Source organism: Rahnella sp. RFA10(1/100) (genome assembly GCF_004195115.1).
Classification (GTDB): domain Bacteria; phylum Pseudomonadota; class Gammaproteobacteria; order Enterobacterales; family Enterobacteriaceae; genus Rahnella; species Rahnella perminowiae.
Window position 1 is genome coordinate 347757 of the sequence record NZ_SEWR01000003.1, and the last position, 21470, is coordinate 369226.

22 protein-coding genes are annotated in these 21470 nt (G+C 45.9%); 3 read left to right on the forward strand and 19 right to left on the reverse strand.

Features of this window, described 5'->3' with window-relative positions; all coding sequences use genetic code 11:
* Positions 1–33 precede the first annotated feature (33 nt).
* The 17 genes from ETV65_RS12095 to ETV65_RS12170 form a co-directional block, all read right to left on the reverse strand.
* On the reverse strand, positions 34–1236 hold the full coding sequence (locus ETV65_RS12095) for a hypothetical protein (RefSeq protein WP_165383729.1): 1203 nt from the start codon (positions 1234–1236) through the stop codon (positions 34–36).
* A 25-nt stretch (positions 1237–1261) separates the two neighbouring features.
* Entirely contained in the window at positions 1262–2425 is a 1164-nt protein-coding gene (locus tag ETV65_RS12100) for a glycosyltransferase family 4 protein (protein ID WP_129953088.1), read from the reverse strand.
* A gap of 205 nt (positions 2426–2630) precedes the next feature.
* Positions 2631–4802, reverse strand: a complete 2172-nt coding sequence (locus tag ETV65_RS12105; protein ID WP_129953089.1) for a polysaccharide biosynthesis tyrosine autokinase — start codon at positions 4800–4802, stop codon at positions 2631–2633.
* Positions 4803–4821: 19 nt separating this feature from the next.
* On the reverse strand, positions 4822–5256 hold the full coding sequence (locus ETV65_RS12110; RefSeq protein ID WP_129953090.1) for a low molecular weight phosphotyrosine protein phosphatase: 435 nt from the start codon (positions 5254–5256) through the stop codon (positions 4822–4824).
* Positions 5257–5258: 2 nt separating this feature from the next.
* Positions 5259–6392, reverse strand: a complete 1134-nt coding sequence (locus tag ETV65_RS12115) for a polysaccharide export protein (protein ID WP_129953091.1) — start codon at positions 6390–6392, stop codon at positions 5259–5261.
* A 97-nt stretch (positions 6393–6489) separates the two neighbouring features.
* Entirely contained in the window at positions 6490–7920 is a 1431-nt protein-coding gene (gene wbaP, locus ETV65_RS12120; protein WP_129953092.1) for an undecaprenyl-phosphate galactose phosphotransferase WbaP, read from the reverse strand.
* 168 nt (positions 7921–8088) lie between these two features.
* Positions 8089–10179: a YjbH domain-containing protein gene (locus ETV65_RS12125; RefSeq protein ID WP_129953093.1), complete on the reverse strand. Its 2091-nt coding sequence runs from the start codon at positions 10177–10179 to the stop codon at positions 8089–8091.
* The gene (locus ETV65_RS12130) at positions 10179–10922 is read right to left on the reverse strand and encodes a capsule biosynthesis GfcC family protein (protein WP_129953094.1); all 744 of its coding nucleotides are present in this window, start codon (positions 10920–10922) and stop codon (positions 10179–10181) included. Before ETV65_RS12130 ends, ETV65_RS12125 begins: the two co-directional genes overlap by 1 nt.
* Positions 10919–11575: a YjbF family lipoprotein gene (locus ETV65_RS12135; RefSeq protein ID WP_129953095.1), complete on the reverse strand. Its 657-nt coding sequence runs from the start codon at positions 11573–11575 to the stop codon at positions 10919–10921. The genes ETV65_RS12130 and ETV65_RS12135 overlap by 4 nt, the downstream gene beginning before the upstream one ends.
* 74 nt (positions 11576–11649) lie before the next feature.
* The gene (locus ETV65_RS12140; protein WP_129953096.1) at positions 11650–11865 is read right to left on the reverse strand and encodes a hypothetical protein; all 216 of its coding nucleotides are present in this window, start codon (positions 11863–11865) and stop codon (positions 11650–11652) included.
* A gap of 288 nt (positions 11866–12153) precedes the next feature.
* Positions 12154–12840, reverse strand: a complete 687-nt coding sequence (locus ETV65_RS12145; protein WP_129953097.1) for an EAL domain-containing protein — start codon at positions 12838–12840, stop codon at positions 12154–12156.
* A 75-nt stretch (positions 12841–12915) separates the two neighbouring features.
* The gene (locus ETV65_RS12150; protein WP_129953098.1) at positions 12916–13512 is read right to left on the reverse strand and encodes a helix-turn-helix transcriptional regulator; all 597 of its coding nucleotides are present in this window, start codon (positions 13510–13512) and stop codon (positions 12916–12918) included.
* Positions 13513–14557: 1045 nt separating this feature from the next.
* Positions 14558–14827, reverse strand: coding sequence for a helix-turn-helix transcriptional regulator (locus ETV65_RS12155; RefSeq protein WP_129953099.1), 270 nt, complete (start codon positions 14825–14827; stop codon positions 14558–14560).
* The gene (locus ETV65_RS12160) at positions 14824–15273 is read right to left on the reverse strand and encodes a hypothetical protein (RefSeq protein WP_129953100.1); all 450 of its coding nucleotides are present in this window, start codon (positions 15271–15273) and stop codon (positions 14824–14826) included. The genes ETV65_RS12155 and ETV65_RS12160 overlap by 4 nt, the downstream gene beginning before the upstream one ends.
* Positions 15274–15642: 369 nt before the next feature.
* A complete protein-coding gene (locus ETV65_RS12165) occupies positions 15643–15897 on the reverse strand; it encodes a hypothetical protein (RefSeq protein WP_129953101.1) in 255 nt (84 codons plus the stop codon).
* Positions 15887–16024, reverse strand: a complete 138-nt coding sequence (locus tag ETV65_RS24930) for a hypothetical protein (RefSeq protein ID WP_165383725.1) — start codon at positions 16022–16024, stop codon at positions 15887–15889. The genes ETV65_RS12165 and ETV65_RS24930 overlap by 11 nt, the downstream gene beginning before the upstream one ends.
* A 129-nt stretch (positions 16025–16153) precedes the next feature.
* Positions 16154–16702, reverse strand: coding sequence for an XRE family transcriptional regulator (locus ETV65_RS12170; protein ID WP_129953102.1), 549 nt, complete (start codon positions 16700–16702; stop codon positions 16154–16156).
* Positions 16703–16800: 98 nt separating this feature from the next.
* Between ETV65_RS12170 and ETV65_RS12175 the strand changes: the two genes are divergently transcribed.
* Positions 16801–17469, forward strand: coding sequence for an AzlC family ABC transporter permease (locus tag ETV65_RS12175; RefSeq protein WP_129953103.1), 669 nt, complete (start codon positions 16801–16803; stop codon positions 17467–17469).
* Positions 17466–17789 (forward strand): AzlD domain-containing protein, encoded by a 324-nt coding sequence (locus tag ETV65_RS12180; protein ID WP_129953104.1) that lies wholly within the window; start codon positions 17466–17468, stop codon positions 17787–17789. The genes ETV65_RS12175 and ETV65_RS12180 overlap by 4 nt, the downstream gene beginning before the upstream one ends.
* 50 nt (positions 17790–17839) lie before the next feature.
* On the opposite strand, the gene ETV65_RS12185 is transcribed toward ETV65_RS12180, so the two are convergent.
* Positions 17840–19201 (reverse strand): APC family permease, encoded by a 1362-nt coding sequence (locus ETV65_RS12185; RefSeq protein WP_129953323.1) that lies wholly within the window; start codon positions 19199–19201, stop codon positions 17840–17842.
* A gap of 582 nt (positions 19202–19783) precedes the next feature.
* Between ETV65_RS12185 and ETV65_RS12190 the strand changes: the two genes are divergently transcribed.
* Positions 19784–20590 carry an AraC family transcriptional regulator gene (locus tag ETV65_RS12190; protein WP_129953105.1) on the forward strand — a complete coding sequence of 269 codons (807 nt, stop codon included), beginning with the start codon at positions 19784–19786 and terminating at the stop codon, positions 20588–20590.
* On the opposite strand, the gene ETV65_RS12195 is transcribed toward ETV65_RS12190, so the two are convergent.
* The gene (locus tag ETV65_RS12195; protein WP_129953106.1) at positions 20577–21215 is read right to left on the reverse strand and encodes a LysE family transporter; all 639 of its coding nucleotides are present in this window, start codon (positions 21213–21215) and stop codon (positions 20577–20579) included. The genes ETV65_RS12190 and ETV65_RS12195 overlap by 14 nt on opposite strands.
* Positions 21216–21470: the final 255 nt, after the last annotated feature.

Below are 21470 nucleotides of genomic sequence, written 5' to 3' on the forward strand. Positions count from 1 at the left end.
GTTGAGGTTATACCATAGTTTAATCATTAATTTCTACTTGTAACTGTAATCTTCTGTTCTATTTCGTAATGACAACTTGCAAATATCTTTATTGAATATCCCTCCGACAATGAGACCAAAACCTAAAGAATAAAAAACGGATTCAAACACATTGTAAGTAACACCACCAGTTAAGATACATAATGAAAACAAATAATATATCTTTTTAAATTGTGAATCATGAAAACTCGAAAAGCAAAATTTGAAAAATAATATTAAAATTAGAATTACACTTACAACTCCGCCAATGATATATAAGTATACGAAAACATTATCACCTGGATTATATAACTTCGGTGAAAAGTATGCTGCGGCTGTACCTGCAGCTCCAATTCCTTTTCCGAAAATAGTCGAAATATTATCATTCAACAGTTCAGCAGCTTTTGGCCAAGTATAATACATTCTCATTAGGAGAGTATTGCTAGGGTCATAGGCGTTGTATTTTTGCTCTGGAACCATGTATATATAAGAAAATATAATAATCACCAAAAACAAAAATTTAACCGCTGCTGTAGCCACAAGTCGAGGTATAAACATAAATAGTGTAACTACAGCCAATGTTACTACTGTAGTTTTAGTAGTTGTTAGGTATATCAAATATAAGGCAGTAATTAATGTAATTACTAGTGGAATATATTTTTTGCTTTTACGATAATTATATGTCAGAAAAAAAGTACATATCATCAACAATGTTGCTGCATCAAATGATGCTCCCATAAAACCGGGGTTTCTTAGGACACCATTGACAGTCCAATTCCTGGACAAGACCTTATCTACGCCACCAACATTCACCGCCCCTCCCAACCATGGAGCTCCAAAATAACTCACATATAACACTCCTATACCACATGTTATAAAAAAGAACATGAAGAATGAATTTTTTCCTGATGTAAGAAATTTAAATATATAATTATTATAGGTTGCGCAATATAAGAATGGTATGAAAATATATAATCCAAATGTTGCCTGTATGAAACTGGAGTTCAATAGACCTATTAGGTAATAAACAATGATAAGTAAAACAGATAACAAATAAGCGGGTTTAGTAAAAGCACCTAATAGCCAACTTTTTATTAATAAAACCAACATTAATAAAGTAGGGATATAATTTATAGGCTGAAAAATCAAACCTATAGGACCTGCAAATGATTTAACTCCAACAAAAAAAACAAACACCCAAACAACAATTAAATCCATTTTGAGTTTCATATAGTATATCAACCTATAATCTTTTATTTTCTATAGCATATTTATATATATCGATATATTTTTTTGATATTGTAATTCTTTCAAATGGATTAGATATATCACATCTGTTCTTTGTTTCTTCTAAAGACTCTAACACACTAGTTTTATTAAAATTGCTAATATTTTTAACCCAAGAAAATGATTTTGCAATTTCTGACACGCCACCGTTCAAATTTGTATATACTGGTTTTCCAGCAAGTGCCGCTTCCGCTACAACCCTTCCGAATGGTTCATTCCATTTTGTGGGCAATAGTAGCACATCAATTTTAGATAAAAATTCATCTACGGGTACATAGCCTAAAACTAAAATACCATTTTGTTTAGCTTCCTCTAATAGCCTTTTTGAGCCCTTTGATGAATCAGTATTTCCTGCAGCAATAAAAACAAAGTTCCCTTTATATTTATTTGACAGTTCAATAAACTCATCAAATCCCTTATCTGAAGTGAGTCTTCCAAGAAATCCTACTTTGACACTTTCAGGATCCAATATATTTTTATTTGTTAAAGATATTTTATTAATTGGATTATGTATATAGGTATAGTATGCCTTCTTTCCAAATGCATTATCTTTATGCAAGTTTTTTATATAATCACTTATACCAACCATAACATCCACATGATTACTCATTACTCCTTTATAATATTTATTGAAACGCACTAAAATATTATTTAGACTCATATTTTTACCATTTTTAAACAAAGTTGAATTTGGGTGAAAAAGATAATAATCCCTTGTTGTATGAACCAATGGTACTTTTAACTGACTTAATAATTTCCATATACCAACTGAAAAACCAGATAAATTATTCGTGTGAACCACGTCAGGTTTAAATTCGTTTATTCTACTCTCTACAACATCAATCATTTCCCGGTTATACAAATCTTTAATATGCCATCTTAATTTATTTACTCTATGTTGTACTCCGCCTGAAAATGGCCAGTAAACATTTCTCAAGGGTAAGTATTCAACATTTACACCGTTAATATTTTCTTTCCTGATATATTTTTCATCATGTAGCGTTAACACCAATACATCATTCCCTTGCCTCGCGACATCTTCGGCAAGCATTTGAACTGAAACTTCCGCTCCCCCAACCTTGTGAGGGTAATACAATGAATTAATTATAATAATTCTCATAACATCCTCATTTTCAACCAACAAAAAATATAACACTTAATCATTTAGGATGAGTAATAGAATTTAGTCTTGGCAAAATATAAAAAAATAATCAGATTACCTACAACTTCAATTCAAAATTTATTCAATATTTATTTTATTCTTTTCACTACGTTTCTATTCTTATTTACCCACGCGAAACCGACTCTATTGATGATAGCTGAAATTATTTATCATCGCTGTAATCATAAGAATAGTTGCTATAACCATACCCGTAATAACTGCTAGCCTTTTTAATTACACTATTAAGTATACATCCTTTTATTTGTACACCAACATGCTCAAAACGCCTGATACTAATCTCTACCTCTTTAACTGTATTTGTTCCATAGCGGGCAACAAGTAGTGAAGTACCAACGCTACGACCAATAATGGCTGCATCCGTAACAGCTAAGATAGGAGGGGTATCGACAATCACTAAATCATAATTATCAGAAGCCCATTCTAGCAAAGCATTAAAGCGTTTATGCATCAGTAATTCTGATGGATTAGGGGGAACCTTGCCTCTTGCAATAAAATCAATACCAATTGATGGAACAGATTTTTCAATGTTGTTAACATTTATCTTCCCAGAAAGAATATCAGACAACCCTTGCTCCCCAGTGAATTTAAATAATTTATGTGCATAACCTTTACGCATGTCTGCATCTATAAATAATACTTTTTTTCCTGCCTGAGCAATGACTGCAGCCAAATTACTCGCAATAAATGTTTTACCTGCACTCTGCGTTGATCCTGAGATCATCAGAATATTATTCTTGGCTTCCATCATGGCAAAATGAAGGCTAGTTCGCAGACTGCGAATAGCTTCAATGGCTAAATCAGCAGGGTTTTCCACAGCTAGGAATCTCTTTTCATCTTTTATTTTTTTTATTCCCCCCTCTTTAGGTCGCATTGATTTATTTTTCTTTGTGAGCCACTCTGAAAGGGGCACGCTTGCATAAACACTAACCCCAATTTCTTCCAGTTGTTCCGGAGACTCAATTCCACGACGTAGAAAAATCTTCAGTAGAACAAGCGCAGACGATATAAACAGCCCAACAATAATCCCGATCAAAACAATCAATGTTTTTCTTGGTTTTACTGGCTTAGGTTGTGTGATTGCATTATCGACAATACGAACGTTCCCAATTGCGCTGGATTTAGCGATGCTTAACTCTTGCTGACGATTAAGCAACTGCATATAGATAGCCCGACCTGAATCAACATCACGGCTTAAACGTTCAACTTCTTGTTGAGTGGCCGGCATGGCTGTAACACGTTTATTAAGGCTATCTCTCTCCTGCAATAAGGTCTGCCGTTTTTCCAGAAGGGCTTTATACGTCGGATGATCTTTAGTATAAAGCTGCGAAATCTCAGCTTCACGAAATGTCAGTTCATTAAGCTGGCTATCTACATTAACGATCTGCTCAAGTACTGATTTTGCTTCAAGGGATAAATCAACAGAATCCTTCTGCCGCCGATACAGATTAAGTTTATCCTCAGCATTATTCAGTTCACTGCGAACCTGCGGTAACTGCTGATTTAAAAACTCCAGACTTTTCGCATCTTGGGCAGCCTGGCGGGCAATATTTTGGTCAAGATAGTTTTGGCTAATATCATTTAGGATTGCAGAAGCCATTACACTGTTATCGCTGTTAAAGGTCAGATTAAGGATGCCAGTATCTTTTCCCTGATCTGATACACTTAGTGCAGTCTGCATACTATTGATAGCATCTAATCGTGTCACATAATTGACTGTGAATTGTGTTCCTGGCTCAGCGTCCATACTCTGAACGTTCAGAGCAATGCCATCCTGGGTGATGAGCTTACCCACTTCTCCGTCAAGATTGAAATTATCACCTTCAACATGAAATCGATTTTTATCAATGACAGTGAGAGTGATACTCGGAACATCATTGCTGGTTTTAGGAATATATAGACGGCTGATGCTCAATTTACCCGGAACATCACCGGTCATCCTTGCCCAACCACGCCCAAATAACGGAAAATAATTCTGAGTAATAACAGCTTGTAAATTAAGATCATCAACAGTTTTGCCAAGGATCATCCTTGACTGCAACAATGCGATCTCAGGCTCGGAGACAGGCTGAGAGTCGGGTAACATCTGACTTAAACTATTGAGGATCGCATTCCCCTGTTTCTGCTCAACCTGTATCATCGCGGTTGCCTGGTAAACAGGCGTGGCGAATAAGGCATACGTTATAGCCAACAGGGTGAAAACGGCTGTAAGAATAATAATCAGTTTGCGGTGATCGAGAATTTCGCCGTAAAGACGTCCCAAATCAATTTCGTCAGAGTCTGGTGTTGCGGTTTTTTTTGAAATAGCTGATGACATGCGATGTTTTCCTGAGAGATTAGCCGGTGAGCTTCTGTGCCCAACGTTGACAGGCCTGATCGATAAGCTGATAAACAGATTCGAATGCTTCCTGACTTTTGCGATAAGGATCCGGAATTTCCCGATGACCTGACCAGTGCCCAAGAAGCATGATTTTTCCTCTGGCCTGGGGAGAAATTTTGCTGATTTTTTCCAGATGGCTGTTTTCCATGACCAGAATAAGGTCATACTCCCCTGTCATCGAAGACCGGAATTGGGTGCCTCTATGTCCTTCTAACGATACCCCGTGGAGCCCAGAGACAATCACAGCAGTATCATCAGCCGGATGATTGACCATTGCCATAAGACCAGCAGAACGGATCTTCTTTTCGGGAAGATATTGCTTCATGATCCGTTCGGCCATTGGCGAACGACATATATTGCCGGTGCACACAACAAGAACTGAAGAGAACATAGTTAGTTCCACTGCTTGATGTAACGAGTGCTTTCGATCATGTCATGCACTCCCGAAATGGTCGGGACAATCTGCGAAATGATACGATTCCAGCGAACTATCGGTGCGGTGGTGACATAAACGATATCGTAAGGCTGAAGCTGGAATTCCGTACTCATCACCATAGAAGAAGCATCTTTCGCATTCAGCTGATAGATATTAGCTATCTTACCTTTCTGGCTTCCCTTCAGTGGCCGGATAACAAATATCCCGGAAGCATCAGACATACTTTGGCTAATCCCTTCTGAATTGCCTAATGCCTCAGCGAGCGTCATCCCGCTACGATCCATTTTCAGCGTGCTCTGCTTGGTGACTTCGCCCATCACAAATACTTTCAGGTCGTCATTTCGTGGCACGAACAAAATATCGCCGGGATAAAGCAAGCGGTTTTGTGTGAGGTCCCCTTTCTGCATCAGGGCCTGAAGTGAAATCTGAGTATCCCGGCCGTTATGGTTGAGCACGACGTTACGCCAGTCCGCATCTGGCGCTAAGCCCCCAGCGGCGTTAATAGCATCAATCACGGTAAGCGGAATATTGGTAATGGGCTGTTGTCCGGACTTGACGACTTCGCCAGTGGTATAAATTTTCTGAGAACGGAAGGCCGCAATACTCACATCAACCTGCGGACTTTCAATATACGTCGCCAGACGGCTGCTGATGTCCTGACGTACTTCCGTCACGGTTTTTCCGGAGACCTTCAGTTTCCCGATGTAAGGATAGAAAATGGTCCCATCAGCATTGACCCAGTTACCCGTATCGCTGGCGCTGCGGTATTGCCCTGCGGGGGTGGTCAGTTCCGGGTGATCCCAGACAGTAACCATCAGGACATCACCGACACCGATACGGTATTGGTAGTTTTGCAGTTGCATATCCAGCTCAGGATTTGGCCGCGCCTGAACCGTGTCAGGGCGCAGCTGATCAATCAGGCCGGGTGTCATCGGGTAAACGTTAACTAATTTATCAATGTCATAATTGCTATCAGTAGGTTGAACAACGTCTTTGTCCATGGTACTTAACGATTGCCCTGGAATAACCGTACATCCGCTCAGTAACAAAGCCCCGAATAATGCAGAAATCTTAAAGGTATTTTTTTTCATAAAATCCATATCATGTGGTTCAACAGAAATTGATGTTGGCCATGACGCTAATGATTAGCAGCCAATACATGAGGGTGATGCATTATTTAAATAACTGTTAATAAGCACCGTCTTTTCTAAGCACAACACTTACTGTTTTAAATAAAATGGCAATGTCATTCCACATCGACCAGTTTTTTACATACCAGGCGTCCAGATAGACGCGGGTCTCGTAATCCACATCACTGCGACCACTCACCTGCCATAATCCGGTCATTCCCGGCTTACTCAGTAAGTAATAATCTACCTCATCACTGTATCGCTCCAGTTCAGCGTTAATAATAGGTCTCGGCCCGACAAGGCTCATTTCTCCTTTTAGTACATTAAATAACTGCGGCAACTCATCCATACTGGTTTTACGCAATAAATGTCCGATGCGCGTAATACGTGGATCGTTTTTCAGTTTAAATGTCTCATCCCACTCGGCACGCGCTTCCGGGTTATTTGCCAGCAATTCTTCAAGCACTTCTTTGGAATTAATGACCATCGAGCGGAATTTAAGGCATTTAAAAGGACGCCCGCCTTTACCAATGCGTTCATGACCATAAATCGCCGGGCCGCCATCTTTCCTGACTTTGTAGCTGATATACAGCAACAGCGGAGAGAGTATGGCAATAATGCCCAGTGAAGCCGCAATATCGAAGGCGCGCTTCAGGAAACGTGATGACCATTTGGCCAGGTTCTGATGAACACGTAATATCATCACTTCATGGCTGAAAATAAACGACATATCGGTGCTGTCGAGCGGCATACCGCGCAGGGTCGGGATCACAGAGACATACCGGTAGCCGTGGATCATAAACATCCGTAGCCAGTAATTGCGGATATCACCCTGATGCGATTCCACGGCGACAATAAACTGCGTTTTTTTGTCGCAAGGGGTTAATAACCACAGGTCATCGCAGAATATGATCGGGATACCATTAATACTGTCGCCCGGTTTATCTGTTGGTTCACTGGATATAAATCCGGTGACATTTAACCCGAGGTTCTTCTCGCTTTGAATCGCTTTGAAGGCCTCATGAGCATTTTTACCGGTGCCGATAATAATCGCATCACGTCGCCAGATCCCCAGAACCGTTAATATGTGTTTAGTCAGCATGCGGGCACAAGGGACAAGTATCAGCACCAGCACCCAGGTGAGGATCCACATATAACGTGAGAAATTCCACTCGGCGAAAGCCATCACGGCAATTTCAATGACGGCAAAAATCACCAATGTACGTAAGATTTCTTTCAGCTCAAACCAGAAAGTTTTGCGATAGTAATAATGCCGCAAGCGTATGGAGAACCAGCCAACACAGCAAAATGCCAGCGTCCAGTGTAATAAAACAAGGGCGGTGACATGTTCAGCGGGAATATAGTCATCAAACTCTTTGAGCATGAATCTTAACAATATTTTAGCGACATAAATCGACAGAACAAAACTGAAAAAATCCGAAAGAGCAAGGAACAGGCTTGAGTAAAAATTTCTGGTGAGAAATGTCATATTTCCCTCACAACAAGTAACGAAAAAAATTATTACCTGAGGACATCAGGTTAATAGGCTTATAATAATGGACTTCATTAACTGTCTCCTGACATGCAGTAATATCAGAAAAAAAATAAATAAGTCATTTGTAGATGCCTGACTATTCCAGTCAGGCACAACCTTTCTTTAAGGCAACTGCGGCGTATCTCTGTCTGAAGTAATACCGTATAAGCCGTACTGCCTGCCCAGCATCTGGCCACCATCACGCGTTAGCGGTGTCCAGCTAACCGTTGGCGTACTGCGTGTTGGTTTGACCGTCAGCAAGTCCAGCGGAACAGAGATGTAGAACCCCTTAGTAAAGGAGCCTTCCCCGTATTCCTGTTTCGAGACATTCGTCAGCGTCGCATAGGCGCCCACGGTGACACCACTGTCAAAGCGTTTGGAGAGATCCAACGTGCCGCCTTTGTCTTTAGCCAGATATTGCCCGACGCTCATTTTCACCAGCACATCATCCATAAACGCTGGCCGCCAGTAAGCTGTCAGGTTGCCGGTGGCAGTTTTGTAATCGGTGAAACGCATCATGTCGTCCCAGTCACGCTGTTTAACGTAGTTGGCATCAATGCCCAGCGCCCAGTCAGAGTCGAGTGGCCGGTAGAGCACTTCGCCCCCGACGCCGCCGTACATCATCTCCAGATAGCCGCCATAAAGCTGTCCGTAGAAGCCGTTGCCCAGATACCGGAAGTAGTTGGCTTGCAGGTTATTCACATAGACATCGTTGCTGACGTATTCACGGATACGCGTTCGCACGCGTGGCAGAGAAGAGTCATTACTGACGCCATCATAGCGGAACTGATCATAGTTATTGGCGATGTTGCCGAACACACCACCATCAACCAGCAAATGATCTGTCAGCCAGTAGTTGGCATCCGCCAGTACCCCGACCTGATACATGTAAAAGTTTTCAGGGCCGCCGACGGATTGTCTTAATACCGGCGACAGGCTGTAATTAAACCGGTCTTTGCCGATAAAGAATCCCTGACCGACGTCAGTGACAGGTTCAATCCGTTGCTGATTCAGGGATTGCTCCTGGCCCAGCGGATAACCCTCTTGCTGCTGACGCAGACTCGCCACGCGGGTACGGGTGGTGACCATCGGCATACCAAAGCGGTTTTGGGTTACATCCAGTGTATCGACATTGGCTGGCAGATTATTCAGCATGATGAGATTGGCACGGTCTACGCCTTTTGACGTATTGCGATATTTATCCTGCTGCCCCGTGACGTTCAGGGTATCGTCACGAATGTCGATACGCGGTTCGCTAAACCCGGCGTTACTTTTGAGCTGCGCCAGCTGACCGGTGGCGACGCTGTAATTGACCATTCCCGCGCTTTGCTGCTGCGGCTGATAGTCAGGCACCGGATCGTCAATCTGATGCGGTACCCACTCGTTCATGTTACTGCGCAGGGTAAAACCGAACATAAAGGTATTGCCGCGCTCGTAGCTGGCATTGACATCCATCCAGCTGGCCAGGCGATAAACGGCACCGACATTAATCTTACTGCTCTGTTTTAATGCTCCGGCGAAATCATCGCGGTAATTATTGCCATCGTATTCCACTTTCAGGCGCAACGGCTGCCAGGGAGTCTGATACTCCACGCCACCGAATATTCCCGCTGGTCCGCGGAACATATCATTGAGGGAGATATCGCCGGTGGAATGGCTTTGAGCACGGGTACAATATTTATCGCTGGCTTTGCAGAAAGGGTTAGTGATATTACCGCTGTTACCGATATACCCCCAGCCAATCCCCAGCGTGAAATCTAACGGCCCGGCCGCTTTACTGGCAGCCAGATATTCGCTGTCGAACAAACCGGTGCCGCCGATATCGCGCTTGCCGAACGCAACCTGTGGCAGGTAGTAGCCCTCTTCCCACAGCCTTAATTTCACATCGAAAGACTTGTCTTTGTAAGTCTGATCGCCGCTGAAATTCGGATCATTGCTGTAAAGCCGGTTACGCACGTCGGTATAACGCAACGTGGTTTCCAGCCAGGGAAACAGCGCCATCGAGAGCGAGTAAAAGCGGTACGCGTCATTATCACGGTAGTTGGCGCTGAACTCCCCTTCTTTGGGGATCCGCGCCGTTGGTGTTTGTAAAAGCCCCGCGCCGCCAAAATCCGATTGCGAAGGACCAAGAGGTTCATTATAAGTTTGCGCCCGGGCTGTATTAGCACACACCACGGACAAAGCGAGCAGGCTGAGAAGATATTTTGGTTTCATCAGTCAGGGATCCGGTGCGCCAAAACAGAGACGATGTTCTGATTAAGGTTTTTATACTGACGCGGCAGCGTCCAGTCAGAAAAACCGACCCAAATGATACTGCCCGGCTGGGCTTCAACGTGGCGATAGTTCCAGTAAGCGACCGGTGCAACCCGGACGGTTCCGTTGGGATCAATCACCACGGCTTCATTCAGATTGGCACCGGCAAGAAACTGATGCTCCCCGAGATATTCACGCACCGTGCGTCCCGCAACCCACGGCTGTTTCCCCGCCCCGCTCACCGCCCCAAGCAGCCAGATGCTGTCGGGACGCGTTGCGGTATAAACGCGATAATCTCCCTGCAACTGCCGGTTCGCGGCATTGTTGTTCAGGATCAGATCCGCATCCATCGGCGTAAACTGACGGCCGGTAACCCGCAGCCCCTGCAATTGCTGAATAACGCGGTTAATGGTCTGCTGCGTATCGCCACTTTCGGTGATACTCCAGGCTTTCAACTGGTTTTGCATGTTCAGATACTGTTGCTGCGCCTCAGACGTTGCGGCAGGCACAGCAATCACCGTACCGGGTGCCCAGGAATGACGGATCAGATCAGACTCCGCCATCATCTGACGCATATCTTTAATATGGCTGAGTGTCTGCACCGGCTGCCCCTGAGAGGCGCCGGTATATACGGTCACGTTACCTGCGGAAAATGCCATCCCCGGCAAGGTGCTGAAAAGGAATAACAGTGTTTTTATTTTCATGCTGGTGGGATCCCCGCATTGGCTGGTTTGAGCAATGTCATACTCACCGGCATATCTGCTCCCAGCCTCTGATTGCTCTTGAGCACTAATCCGCTCTGCGGATCCACCCAGAACGTGTTTTGCCAGCGGTCACCCGTGGCCTGAAGCGTGACATCCTCGCGCCACACCTGGCAGGCGACGACTCTTCCGGGAAGGGTCAGGGTTTCGTCGTCCTGACGGCTGAAACGGGATGTGACAACCGATGACAAGGGTTGCCGGTTCTCCGTCCAGCGCATCAGGCGTGTCCAGTTCGCCCCCTCATGCAAACTCGCTGCATGCAGCAACGGGTCCTGGGGCAGATTGGTGACTTCCAGCAGATCGCCTTGCGAATAACCGGTTGACCGTACCAGGCGACCATTCCTGGTAATAAAGACAATCTGGTCGCCGGTACTCCATTTTTCAAAGCCATCCTGGAGATAACCAACCACAAAGATTTGCGCTGACGTAGGCAGTTTTAAATAAATGCTGCCGTAAGGAATAGCGGCAATTCTTTCGGGTGGCACCACGACATCCTGCGGCCCCTTCACGGTAACCTTAAAAGTATCAACCAGACTGTTTTGCGAAGGGGTACATGCTTGTAATAAGAGGCAGAGGAGCAATAAGGAATAGCGCACAAGTGATTCCCTATATCTTTATTATCATGTGGGAAAATAACCACACGGATGTGTGGTTATAATTAAGTGACTTATTAGCGTGAGGTTGTGGTGGTAGTTGAGGTATTGGTGTTGCTGTTACCGTTACTATCATCGTTACCTACAGCAATCAGGCCTGCGGCTAATATTGCGCCACCGGTACCGACCACTGCCGCCACTGTTTCCCCTTTGCTGAGTTCAGCAGCAGATGTTGTCTGCGAATATAGCGGCAGCAGCATCAGGGCAATAGCAGAAAGCATGGCTTTTCTCATAATTACTCCTCTTCAATTGACAGACGAATTGTTCACCCAATAAGCAATGGGCTCTTTGAGTATATCAACAGAAAATAATTATTGTACAATTTAACACCGGTATATATTTTAGCTATGCTACCGCCCCTGGTTTACGGCCACCAATTTGCCAAACGATAATTCCGGTAGTAATTTGCACAAGTTACCCTCGCCAAAATATTTCAGGCGATAAGTCCCCGCACCTTTAAAATAACCGCATAAATTAGCTATTCGTGCTTATTATGGGGTTATTATAAACAGTTAATCTTTTCAAAAAAATGACTGTACTAATTCATCCTGACTATATGGCAACCATAATGTACCTTGCATAGCAAGAATATCACTGCCGCTTAAGTACTCAATATGCTGCGAATTCTCGACACCATTGATAATAACGCCCCCGCAATACGGGCGGAGATGGCGGATCACTTTTCTTAGAGACTGAGTTCCCTGGTGTTGCCAAAAAAAGACCTTACTGATTTTTATATATTCAAACTTTTCGCTCATCACAAGCGTAAGGCTGGTGTCACCGGCGCCAAAATTATCCAGCCATAGAGGACAGCATGCCGCTAAAGACTGAAGTACAGGGCGTTCCTGTCCGGCACTGAATTCGTGAAAATCCTCACTCACCTCAAGTCTTATATATTTGTGCTGCTGTAAAACCTTTTGTATCGCCTGATTGTTGGCAATATGCACCGCAATCTCATAGTCAATATTGATCGACAATAAAAAGCCGTTGGCGATAAAGATACTTTCATTGACACAGGCTGTTGTGACCTGCTCAAAGAAGCTCTTCACCTTCTCTTCTGCAGAGAGAGGCAAATCGTAATGCACTGAATTTTCGTTGCTTTCCCTTGCATTCCTTTTCTTAACCAGCTCAAAACCAAGCATCACTCCCGAGACGGACACGATGGGTTCATACATGAAGCCGGGATGGCTTCTTTTGAGTGATCGCATTTCTTACCCCTGAAAAATAGCAACGTCTGGCGCGCTTACCTGCACTGTGCAAGGCTGGCTTAAAATGTTTTCTTCTTATCGGACAATTCTGTTTCCCACTGCATGTTTGTGCAAAAAGAACAAAGCTGAACTGCTGCTGGCATCAACACCTATTTTTCTTAGTGAGTTGCATTTATGCACACTTATCGTTTTAACACTGAGCTTTAGAATATTTGAAATGCTGGTGACAGACAGACCAGACATCATCATCACCAAAACTTTTTCTTCCATCTTGGTAATATTATAATTGAATTCTTGCTTGTTAATCGCACTGCCCTGAAGCCGGATGAATTGCTCGACCGATGTCTCCACGTCTGACAATTCACTCTTCTTCTTGAGGAATTTAAACTCCTTTTTCAGTAAAAGTTCGAGCATTAACATATCCACGGCTGAAGACACAACCAGAATTCTCTCCGGGTCCAATATATTCAGATTTTCTCTTAAAAACTCATAACACCTGTGGAAGCCACCGCCTGACGGATCGATGATTAAGTAATCTCTCGCCAACAAGTTCATCCCATTGCTCTGGTCAAAAGAGATGACATGGTCAACGTAAGGCAGCTTCTTGGAGATTATTTCTTTTAACGCCAACTTGGTAAATTGGCACTCACTCCAGATTATTACCCGAGGCATTGGGCCGCCTAATTATGTGGTTTTAAAAACGCTCAAATTCTGCCTCGTCAATCCGGGGAAGAATAAAGCACTCTCAGAAAGAGATAAGAAAAAAGAATGTTTAGATCCGCTCTAAAACATATTTAAAACTTTTCAGTATCTATACGTAGAGTAATACGCAGCCGAAACTCTTCAAATCGTTTTTCTCGCTCATAATAAGACCTAACAATAGGTTTGACCGATCGATTTACACTTTCTTATCGTTAAATGCATGCCTGTTTTCTAGGCGGATTCTTATGCTTATTCCTAATCAGAAACCAAAATGTGACGTATACGACGCTTTTGGTGTTAATGACTTCGCAGATCTAAGAACATTCTTAGACAGAATCTCTCTCGATTAAACAACTCCGTTATTTCACTTAACTGTCTGCATTTTTGATTTAAAACAGGATTTTTCACTATTTTAAGTATGATTTCAGTTTTACCTTTTTACGAAAACCAAACATTTATATTTCATTTCTGAGTCATTATCTGAAAAACCACTCAGAAGAACTAACCTATTGCTCTTTTATACACAGTTATGCATAGCGATTAATCAGCCCGGCAAACTACAATTTATCCAAGATAATTCCTAATACATAAGATTAATCATATTACCTCTTTATTTTCAGGCAAATAATCACTTTTTTTATGTTTTTACGGTAAAAATAAATTTGGAGTATTCTTATATAAATGGTTTTTTTGGCCTAAATATCGGGCAGGAGCCTGAGGTGCATAACATTTGAATGCCAGTGACTATCAGATAACTCGGATAAATATTAAAAAATCAAGCTTTTCAACATGATGAATTTACAGGCAATTAAAGGATGCGAATGACCAATAAAAAACCAGCCTTCCGGCTGGTTGATGTTTTTGGGCATACAGATGCTCGATAAAAGGACGGCTTGTTTACACCTATCCAACCATACCGCTAAAATTTTTCGGGTCACATTTCCCGCACCGACGGCAAATGAGACTGACGGATAATAGCGTGCCGAAGAAGCCAATGACGTTTTTGATATCGGGATTAACCATCCGGCATTTCTCCTTTTACTTGTCGAATTTTCCTTTCTACCGGACGACCGGCTGCATCAAAATACCGGCTCGGCCAGATTTTTTCTGGCGGAATACCCATTGCCTCTGCGATCAGCTTTTCCCCTTTCGGCCACGGACGCGTCAGGGCATTCGTCAGCGTTGATGAGGCAAGTCCGGCGGCACGCGAAACGGCGGCAAGCGTTGTCTTTCGTTTTCTAAGCGAAGCAATAATGTCGGCCTGGTGCCAGTCTTGATTTTTCATGCCAGTTCCTCCGGACCCTGCGCCGTTCTCAGGTACCGGGGTGCCTGTAAATCCGCAGCGAAGTAACTGACCAGATCATAAAGAAGCCCGGTCAGGGATTTTTCGGACTGATCGGTGACCTCACGGTTTATCAAAATCTGCGTCAGGGTGAGACAGTATTCGGCCAGCTGTTCAGAATCAGGCTCAAAACGGGGTGCGGAGGCAGGAAGGGCATCTACCGTCAGGCTGTTAATCAGATGAGGTGGAACAGGATTGAGCAAGCCGGATTGCAGTCTGTTCAATGCCGTGGCCAGAGCATCAGAAATATTGCGACGTTGCCGCGGATTGTCGCTTTCTAACAGCGCTTCAGCATATTGTTCGCAATGCGCAGCCAGCACAGTGAAATCAGTGGCGGCATTAAAAGGAAAGGCTTTTAAAGAATGAACTTGGGTTGGGGTCGTAGCCATCGTGGCAGCCTCCGGTAAGTAAATTTTACTCACTACCCGAGAGGTCAATCTCATTGGTGGTGAGCTGAACAAGGTTGACCTTACCGGCCTTACTGGACACCGGCGCATCTTTCGATGCCCTCGCTCAGCCCACCATTGAAAGGTGTAGCAAAACGCGCGACACAATAAACGCTAACGCGTCATGTGTCACCAGTAAAGTCAGGCAGGAGGTCAATCCCGACACCTGATTTTCAGGTGCGGGGAGAAGATACAACGGTGACGAAACCACGACAAGAAACACCGGCTGGTTTTCCAGGACGTCTCGCAAAAATTATTAACGCACCTTCTTTACCCGGACCGCTGCTAAAAACAATGTGACGAAGAAGCGCGTTAATTATTCTGCTTATCTCTGCCGGTAAGCTTATCTGTTGCTTTAGACAGTAAATAGAGGAACACCAGCCATACACCCATGCAGACATACTTCATCGGCCAGGGCTCAAAAAACATAATGCAGAGTATTGAGCCAACAACGATCAGCGGGCCAATAAGTGCTTCGAAAGTGTGAAAAATAATGAAGGTGATGATCTTAGTAGCAATGCAGCGCAATGACCGGATAAAGCGGATAACACAATTATTATGCTGCATTGAGTTTATTCCTCATGCGAACCATAATTTTTATGAATTTGTGGCCATCTTTTATAAGGCCATATACAGCATCAGGGGAAAGAATAATCCCGGCAATGCGCGTTGCAATATCAGCCATGTCAGCCATGTAGTCCCTTCGCGATAAATAATACCCCTGTAAATTGCAGGACATTCATCACTCAGCAACCAGACTCTTCATTGCGCCTGTCTGTCGCATAACCTTCCGGGATCACAACGCCATCATGAACACAAAACCTCAACTCTGCTCTGATACCAGCACCGCCATGGTGTCAGGCTCCAGCGCGCGAAAGATATGTTCAACGTCGGCAGGATAGGAAATGTAATCTCCGGCATTCAGTTCTACCGGTGAATCCACCAGCCCGACCAGGGCGCGCCCCTGGGTGATAATAATGTGTTCCACCGAACCCTGCGGATGCGGGCTGGAAATACGGTCGGCTCCCGGCTGGGTGGTCAGCAGATAAATATCCCGGTGCGCAGCGGGCGGACAGGTCGCGAGTAATACTGCTTTATAATCCGCCAGTTCGGCCACCACCGCAGGACCTTCACCCCGGCGGATCACCTGCATTTTATTCACTTCCGGCTCCATCAGGCGCGCAAAAGGAATATTCAGCGCCACACACAGCGCCCACAACGTTTCCAGGCTCGGATTACCGTTGCCCGCTTCAAGCTGCGAAAGTGTCGATTTGGCGATACCCGCACGGCGGGCAACTTCCGCCAGTGACAGCCCGGCCCGCTGGCGCTCGCGAACCAGTCCCTTCGAAATAACGCTAATAGGTTGTGGCATAAACTTACCCTGATCATTATAACGAACGATCGTTCGACTTGAAGAACGATGCAGATGCGTTCATTATAATAGAGACTTGTTCGTTATGGGATTGAATTATGCGTACGCGTTTCTTTTCACCGCTGGGAAATGATGTGATTAAAGCCATCTTTCTGGTGTGCCTGGCCGATGGCCTGGTGGGGATTTCTTATGGGTCGCTGGCGGTCGCAGGCGGTTTCCCGCTGTGGGTACCGCTGATGCTTTCACTGCTGGTGCTGGCGGGGGCATCAGAGTTTCTGTTTATCGCCATTGTCGGCGGGGGTGGCAGCCCGTTTGCGGCAGCGGCGGCCGGATTACTGGTCAATGCACGCCATTTACCGTTCGGGATTGCGGTGAAGGATCTGGTGGGCAGCAAAGCTATGAGCTGGCTGGGTTGTCACATCATGAACGATGAAAGTGTGGTATTTGGCATCTCACAATCTACCCCTGAAAAGCGTAAAACGGCTTACTGGTTATGCGGCGCAGGCATCGCCTTGTTCTGGCCGGTCAGCGTGATAGCCGGGGCTTATATCGGGCAGTTTATTCCGGATATCAAAGCCATCGGCCTTGATGCCGTATTCCCGGCCATTTTACTGGGGTTGATTTTCCCGTCGCTGCGCAGCCGGAGAACGCGTACTCCTGCCACTGGCGGTGCCATCATTGCGGTAGCTGCGGTGCCTTTTGTTCCGGCCGGTATGCCGGTGCTGTTTTCACTGCTCGGATTGCTGGCGTGGAGGAACCGAAAATGACCTCACACAGCCTGATGGTGGCGGGAATTGCGGTGCTCGCCGCCGGAACATTTCTGATGCGCGTGGCCGGTTACCGGCTGGGTTCGCGCCTTAATTTTTCCCCCGCCACGCAGACAATGTTATCGGATGCGGCGACCACCTTACTGCTGGCGGTCGCGGCCACGTCAGCCCTGTTTGAAGGCCAGCATTTTGCCGGATACGCGCGGATTATTGGCGTCGGTGTGGCGCTGTTTTTAGCCTGGAGAAAAGCGCCGCTGATGGTGATTATTGTCGCGGCAGCCGCCGTCACGGCGCTGATGCGCGGGCTCGGTATGGCGTAGCAGAAACAAAAATGGCTTCCGCAGAAGCCATTTTTCACATCGGTGATGAGTTACGCCACGTCTTCGTATTGCGGTACCGGATTGCGGAAACTTTTGGTCATACAGGCCAGATAGATAAAGCCGATTGCCCCCCAGATAAGCCCCAGCACCATCGATCCTTCTTCAAGATTCACCCACAAGGCGCCGACAGTCAGCGCACCACACAACGGCAGAAGCAGATACTGGATATGATCCATAACGCTTTTGTTGCGCTTCTCGCGGATCCAGAACTGCGAAATGACCGACAGGTTGACGAAGGTAAAAGCCACCAGCGCACCGAAGTTAATCAGCGCTGTCGCCGTGACCAGATCGAAATTAATCGCCATCAAAGCAATGGCACCAACCAGCAACACGTTGAAAGACGGGGTGCGCCATGTCGGATGGATATAGCCGAAAAATCGTTTCGGAAACACGCCGTCGCGGCCCATTACATACATCAGGCGCGAAACGCCCGCGTGTGCCGCCATACCGGAGGCCAGCACGGTGATGCTGGAGAAAATCAGCGCACCAAACTGGAACGCCCTGCCTGCCACCTGCAACATGATTTCCGGCTGTGAAGCGTCCGGATCTTTGAAGCTGGAGATATCCGGGAAATAGAGTTGCAGAAAATAGGTCGCCGCAATAAAGATTACGCCGCCGATTAATGCCGTCAGGAATATCGCCCGCGGGATCACGCGCTCGGCATCTTTAGTTTCTTCCGATAAGTTACTGATGCCATCAAAACCGGTGAAGGAGAAACACAAAATGGTGGCACCGGTAATCATCGGCACGGTATGCGCATTTTCGCCCCAGAAGGGTTGGGTACTGGCCAGCGTGCCATAGCCGGTGCCGTGACCCACGCCATAAATCACCATGCCGGTGATCACCGTGATCAGCACTATCTGCAAGACAACCACCAGCGTATTAATATTGGCGACCGTTTTAATGCTGCGTAAATTCGACAGCGTCATAAAACCGACCAGCACAACGACAAATATCCACGACGGCACTGACGGGACCAGCGCTTCAAAATAGATTTTCGCCAGCAGGATATTGATCATTGGTGCGAATAAGTAATCGAGCAGCGACGACCAGCCGACCATAAAACCGACCACCGGATGGATGGCTTTTTGCGCGTAAGTATACGCAGAACCGGCGGAAGGATAGCGGCGCACCAGCTTGCCGTAACTGAGCGCGGTGAACAGCACAGCGATCAGCGCAAAAGCATACGCCGTTGGCACATGGCCGTCCGTCAGGCCGGAGACAATACCGAACGTATCGAACAATGTCATGGGCTGCATATAGGCCAGGCCTATCATAACAACCGGAATCAGCGTAAGCGTTTTACGTAATTCCACGCGGGAAGTGGTACCTGTCACGGCATTATCCGACATGATGTTGATTTCCCATGACGGAGAACGCGGCATATTGAGAGTGCTGCACCATTGATGTTTCCTTGCGACAAGACTGTCGGTATCTGAAAGTAAATATCTATCCGGTACTTAGCCCGGCCTCTGGTATTTGAATGTTTTCTGGTATGAAGAATGCGTGTATCAATGAGCCAGTAACGGATCATCCCCGTTTTGCGGGGCGCATATTTTGCCTTATTAAGTATTGAATTTACAAGCCGCATAAGAATAAACACCGCCAATAAATAAAACCGTCAGCCAAAACGAGCACGTATTGCCAAAAGTCGTCTGACGGTGATTTTGTTAATTGTTTTTATTCTGTAAAACAAAAAACAACTCCCCGTTATTGCCGTTATAAAATATCGGTAGCATGTCCGGAAAAATAACGACTGCGGCTCTTAATTAACATTTGGATTACATTCCGTGCATGCCTGCTGTCCGGTTTACCTTGCCGGCAAAAGATGAATTTTCCCCGCTTTTGTGGTTAACAACTTGTGTTATAAGTTCGTTATAAGAAAAACCGATGCTGCCCCTTTTTCAGCACAGCAAAGATTTTCGGAGTGTAACGTGTCTCTTTCTATTTCTGAATGGACGATGGCTAACGACATTGAGTACTCGCATCTGACAGCGAGCAATTCATCATTCCCCCGCCATACGCATGATGAATATGTCATCAGTGCCAATCTGACCGGTACGGAAGAAATCAGGTTGCACGGGAAAACCGAACTGGTGCGCGGCGGCGATATTACGATTTATAATCCGGCCACCGTCCAGTCTTCGCTGTTTGGCAACGACAAAGTCGAATTCCTCAGCGTACATATTCCGCAATCTTTACTGCGTCAGGTATCGGTCGATCACAATCTGCGTTCTGATCACTGTGCGCCGGTGTTAACCGAAGGCGTGCTCAGCAATCCTGCGCTGTTTTCCGCGCTGTGCCATTACCGGCGCACACTGAACGACGACGATCAGGAACAGAATTTGTTATGGCTGCTGGGGGCGTTGCTGGAAGAACCCGCCAGAGAGCAGGAACAATCTTTGCGGCCGGTTATGCTGGCGCTGGATTTTATGCGTGACCATCTGACCCGGAAAATCCATCTCGATACGCTGGCGCAAATCAGCGGACTGAGTAAGTTTCACTTTGTCCGCCTGTTCCGCCAGCACATTGGCATGCCACCACTGCAATACCATATGCAGTTGCGTTTGCTTGAGGCCCGGAATCAGCTGCGTAAAAATAATAATGCGCTGGATGTGGCGATACGGTTGGGCTTTTATGATCAAAGCCATTTCATTAATACATTCCGCAAAATGATGGGGATCACCCCCCACCTTTATTCACTGTCACTTCATGCGTCGCCGGCGCTTATACCAAAATGAATTCCCGATAACCGGTGATGACCACATACAGCGCGAAATAAGAGAAGATCACTGCTGAAGCGACATAGGAGTATTTCAGCATTTTGGTGCCGAGCATTTTTCCGCCCAGGCTGCCGACGAAACAAATCACCATCGTCCAGCACACACCCGCAATAAAGAACCCTCCCAGAAACCACGAAGCATTCGCCGTGCTTCCCTGCCCCATGCGGGAAATCAGCGCACCACCGACAGCGGCAAACCATAAAATAGCGGTCGGTGAAGACACCGCCAGTACAATGCCGCGGCCAAAATTACGGATAACAGAACGTGACTGCGTGCTGTCACCGGTGCCCAGGTCCCCGGCAGGCGCCAGTGCAGCGCGGATCATTTTGTAGGTAAACCACATCAGCATCAGCGAGCCGCCGACCCATAACATCCAGCGCACGCTCTGGTATTGCAGCAACATCGTCATCCCGGCCAGCGCCAGTACGGCGTAAATTAAGTCGCCGATGCAGGTGCCAATGCCCAGCCAGAATCCATGAAAATAACCCCGCTGCATCGCCAGCGTCATCATGGCGATATTAGCCATTCCGATGTCCAGACACAGCGACAGGCTGAGTAAAAATCCATTTGAAAACGGCATCATTACGGGACTCTCTTAGTTAACGGGTTGTATTCAATTATGTCATTTGCGGATAAAACAGGTCGATCCGCCATGGATACCTGACAGGCCGCAACGGCTGACCCAAATAATGTCGTCAACCTAGTGTCAGCCCCCTGAGCACAATGGAGAGACACGATTTAAACACGCTCCTGCGGCCGGGTATTGGAAGAAATTGCGCGTAAATCTGCATACCGGATAGTGCCCGCAGCATCTACAGTTAACCTCACGTCGGGGCGG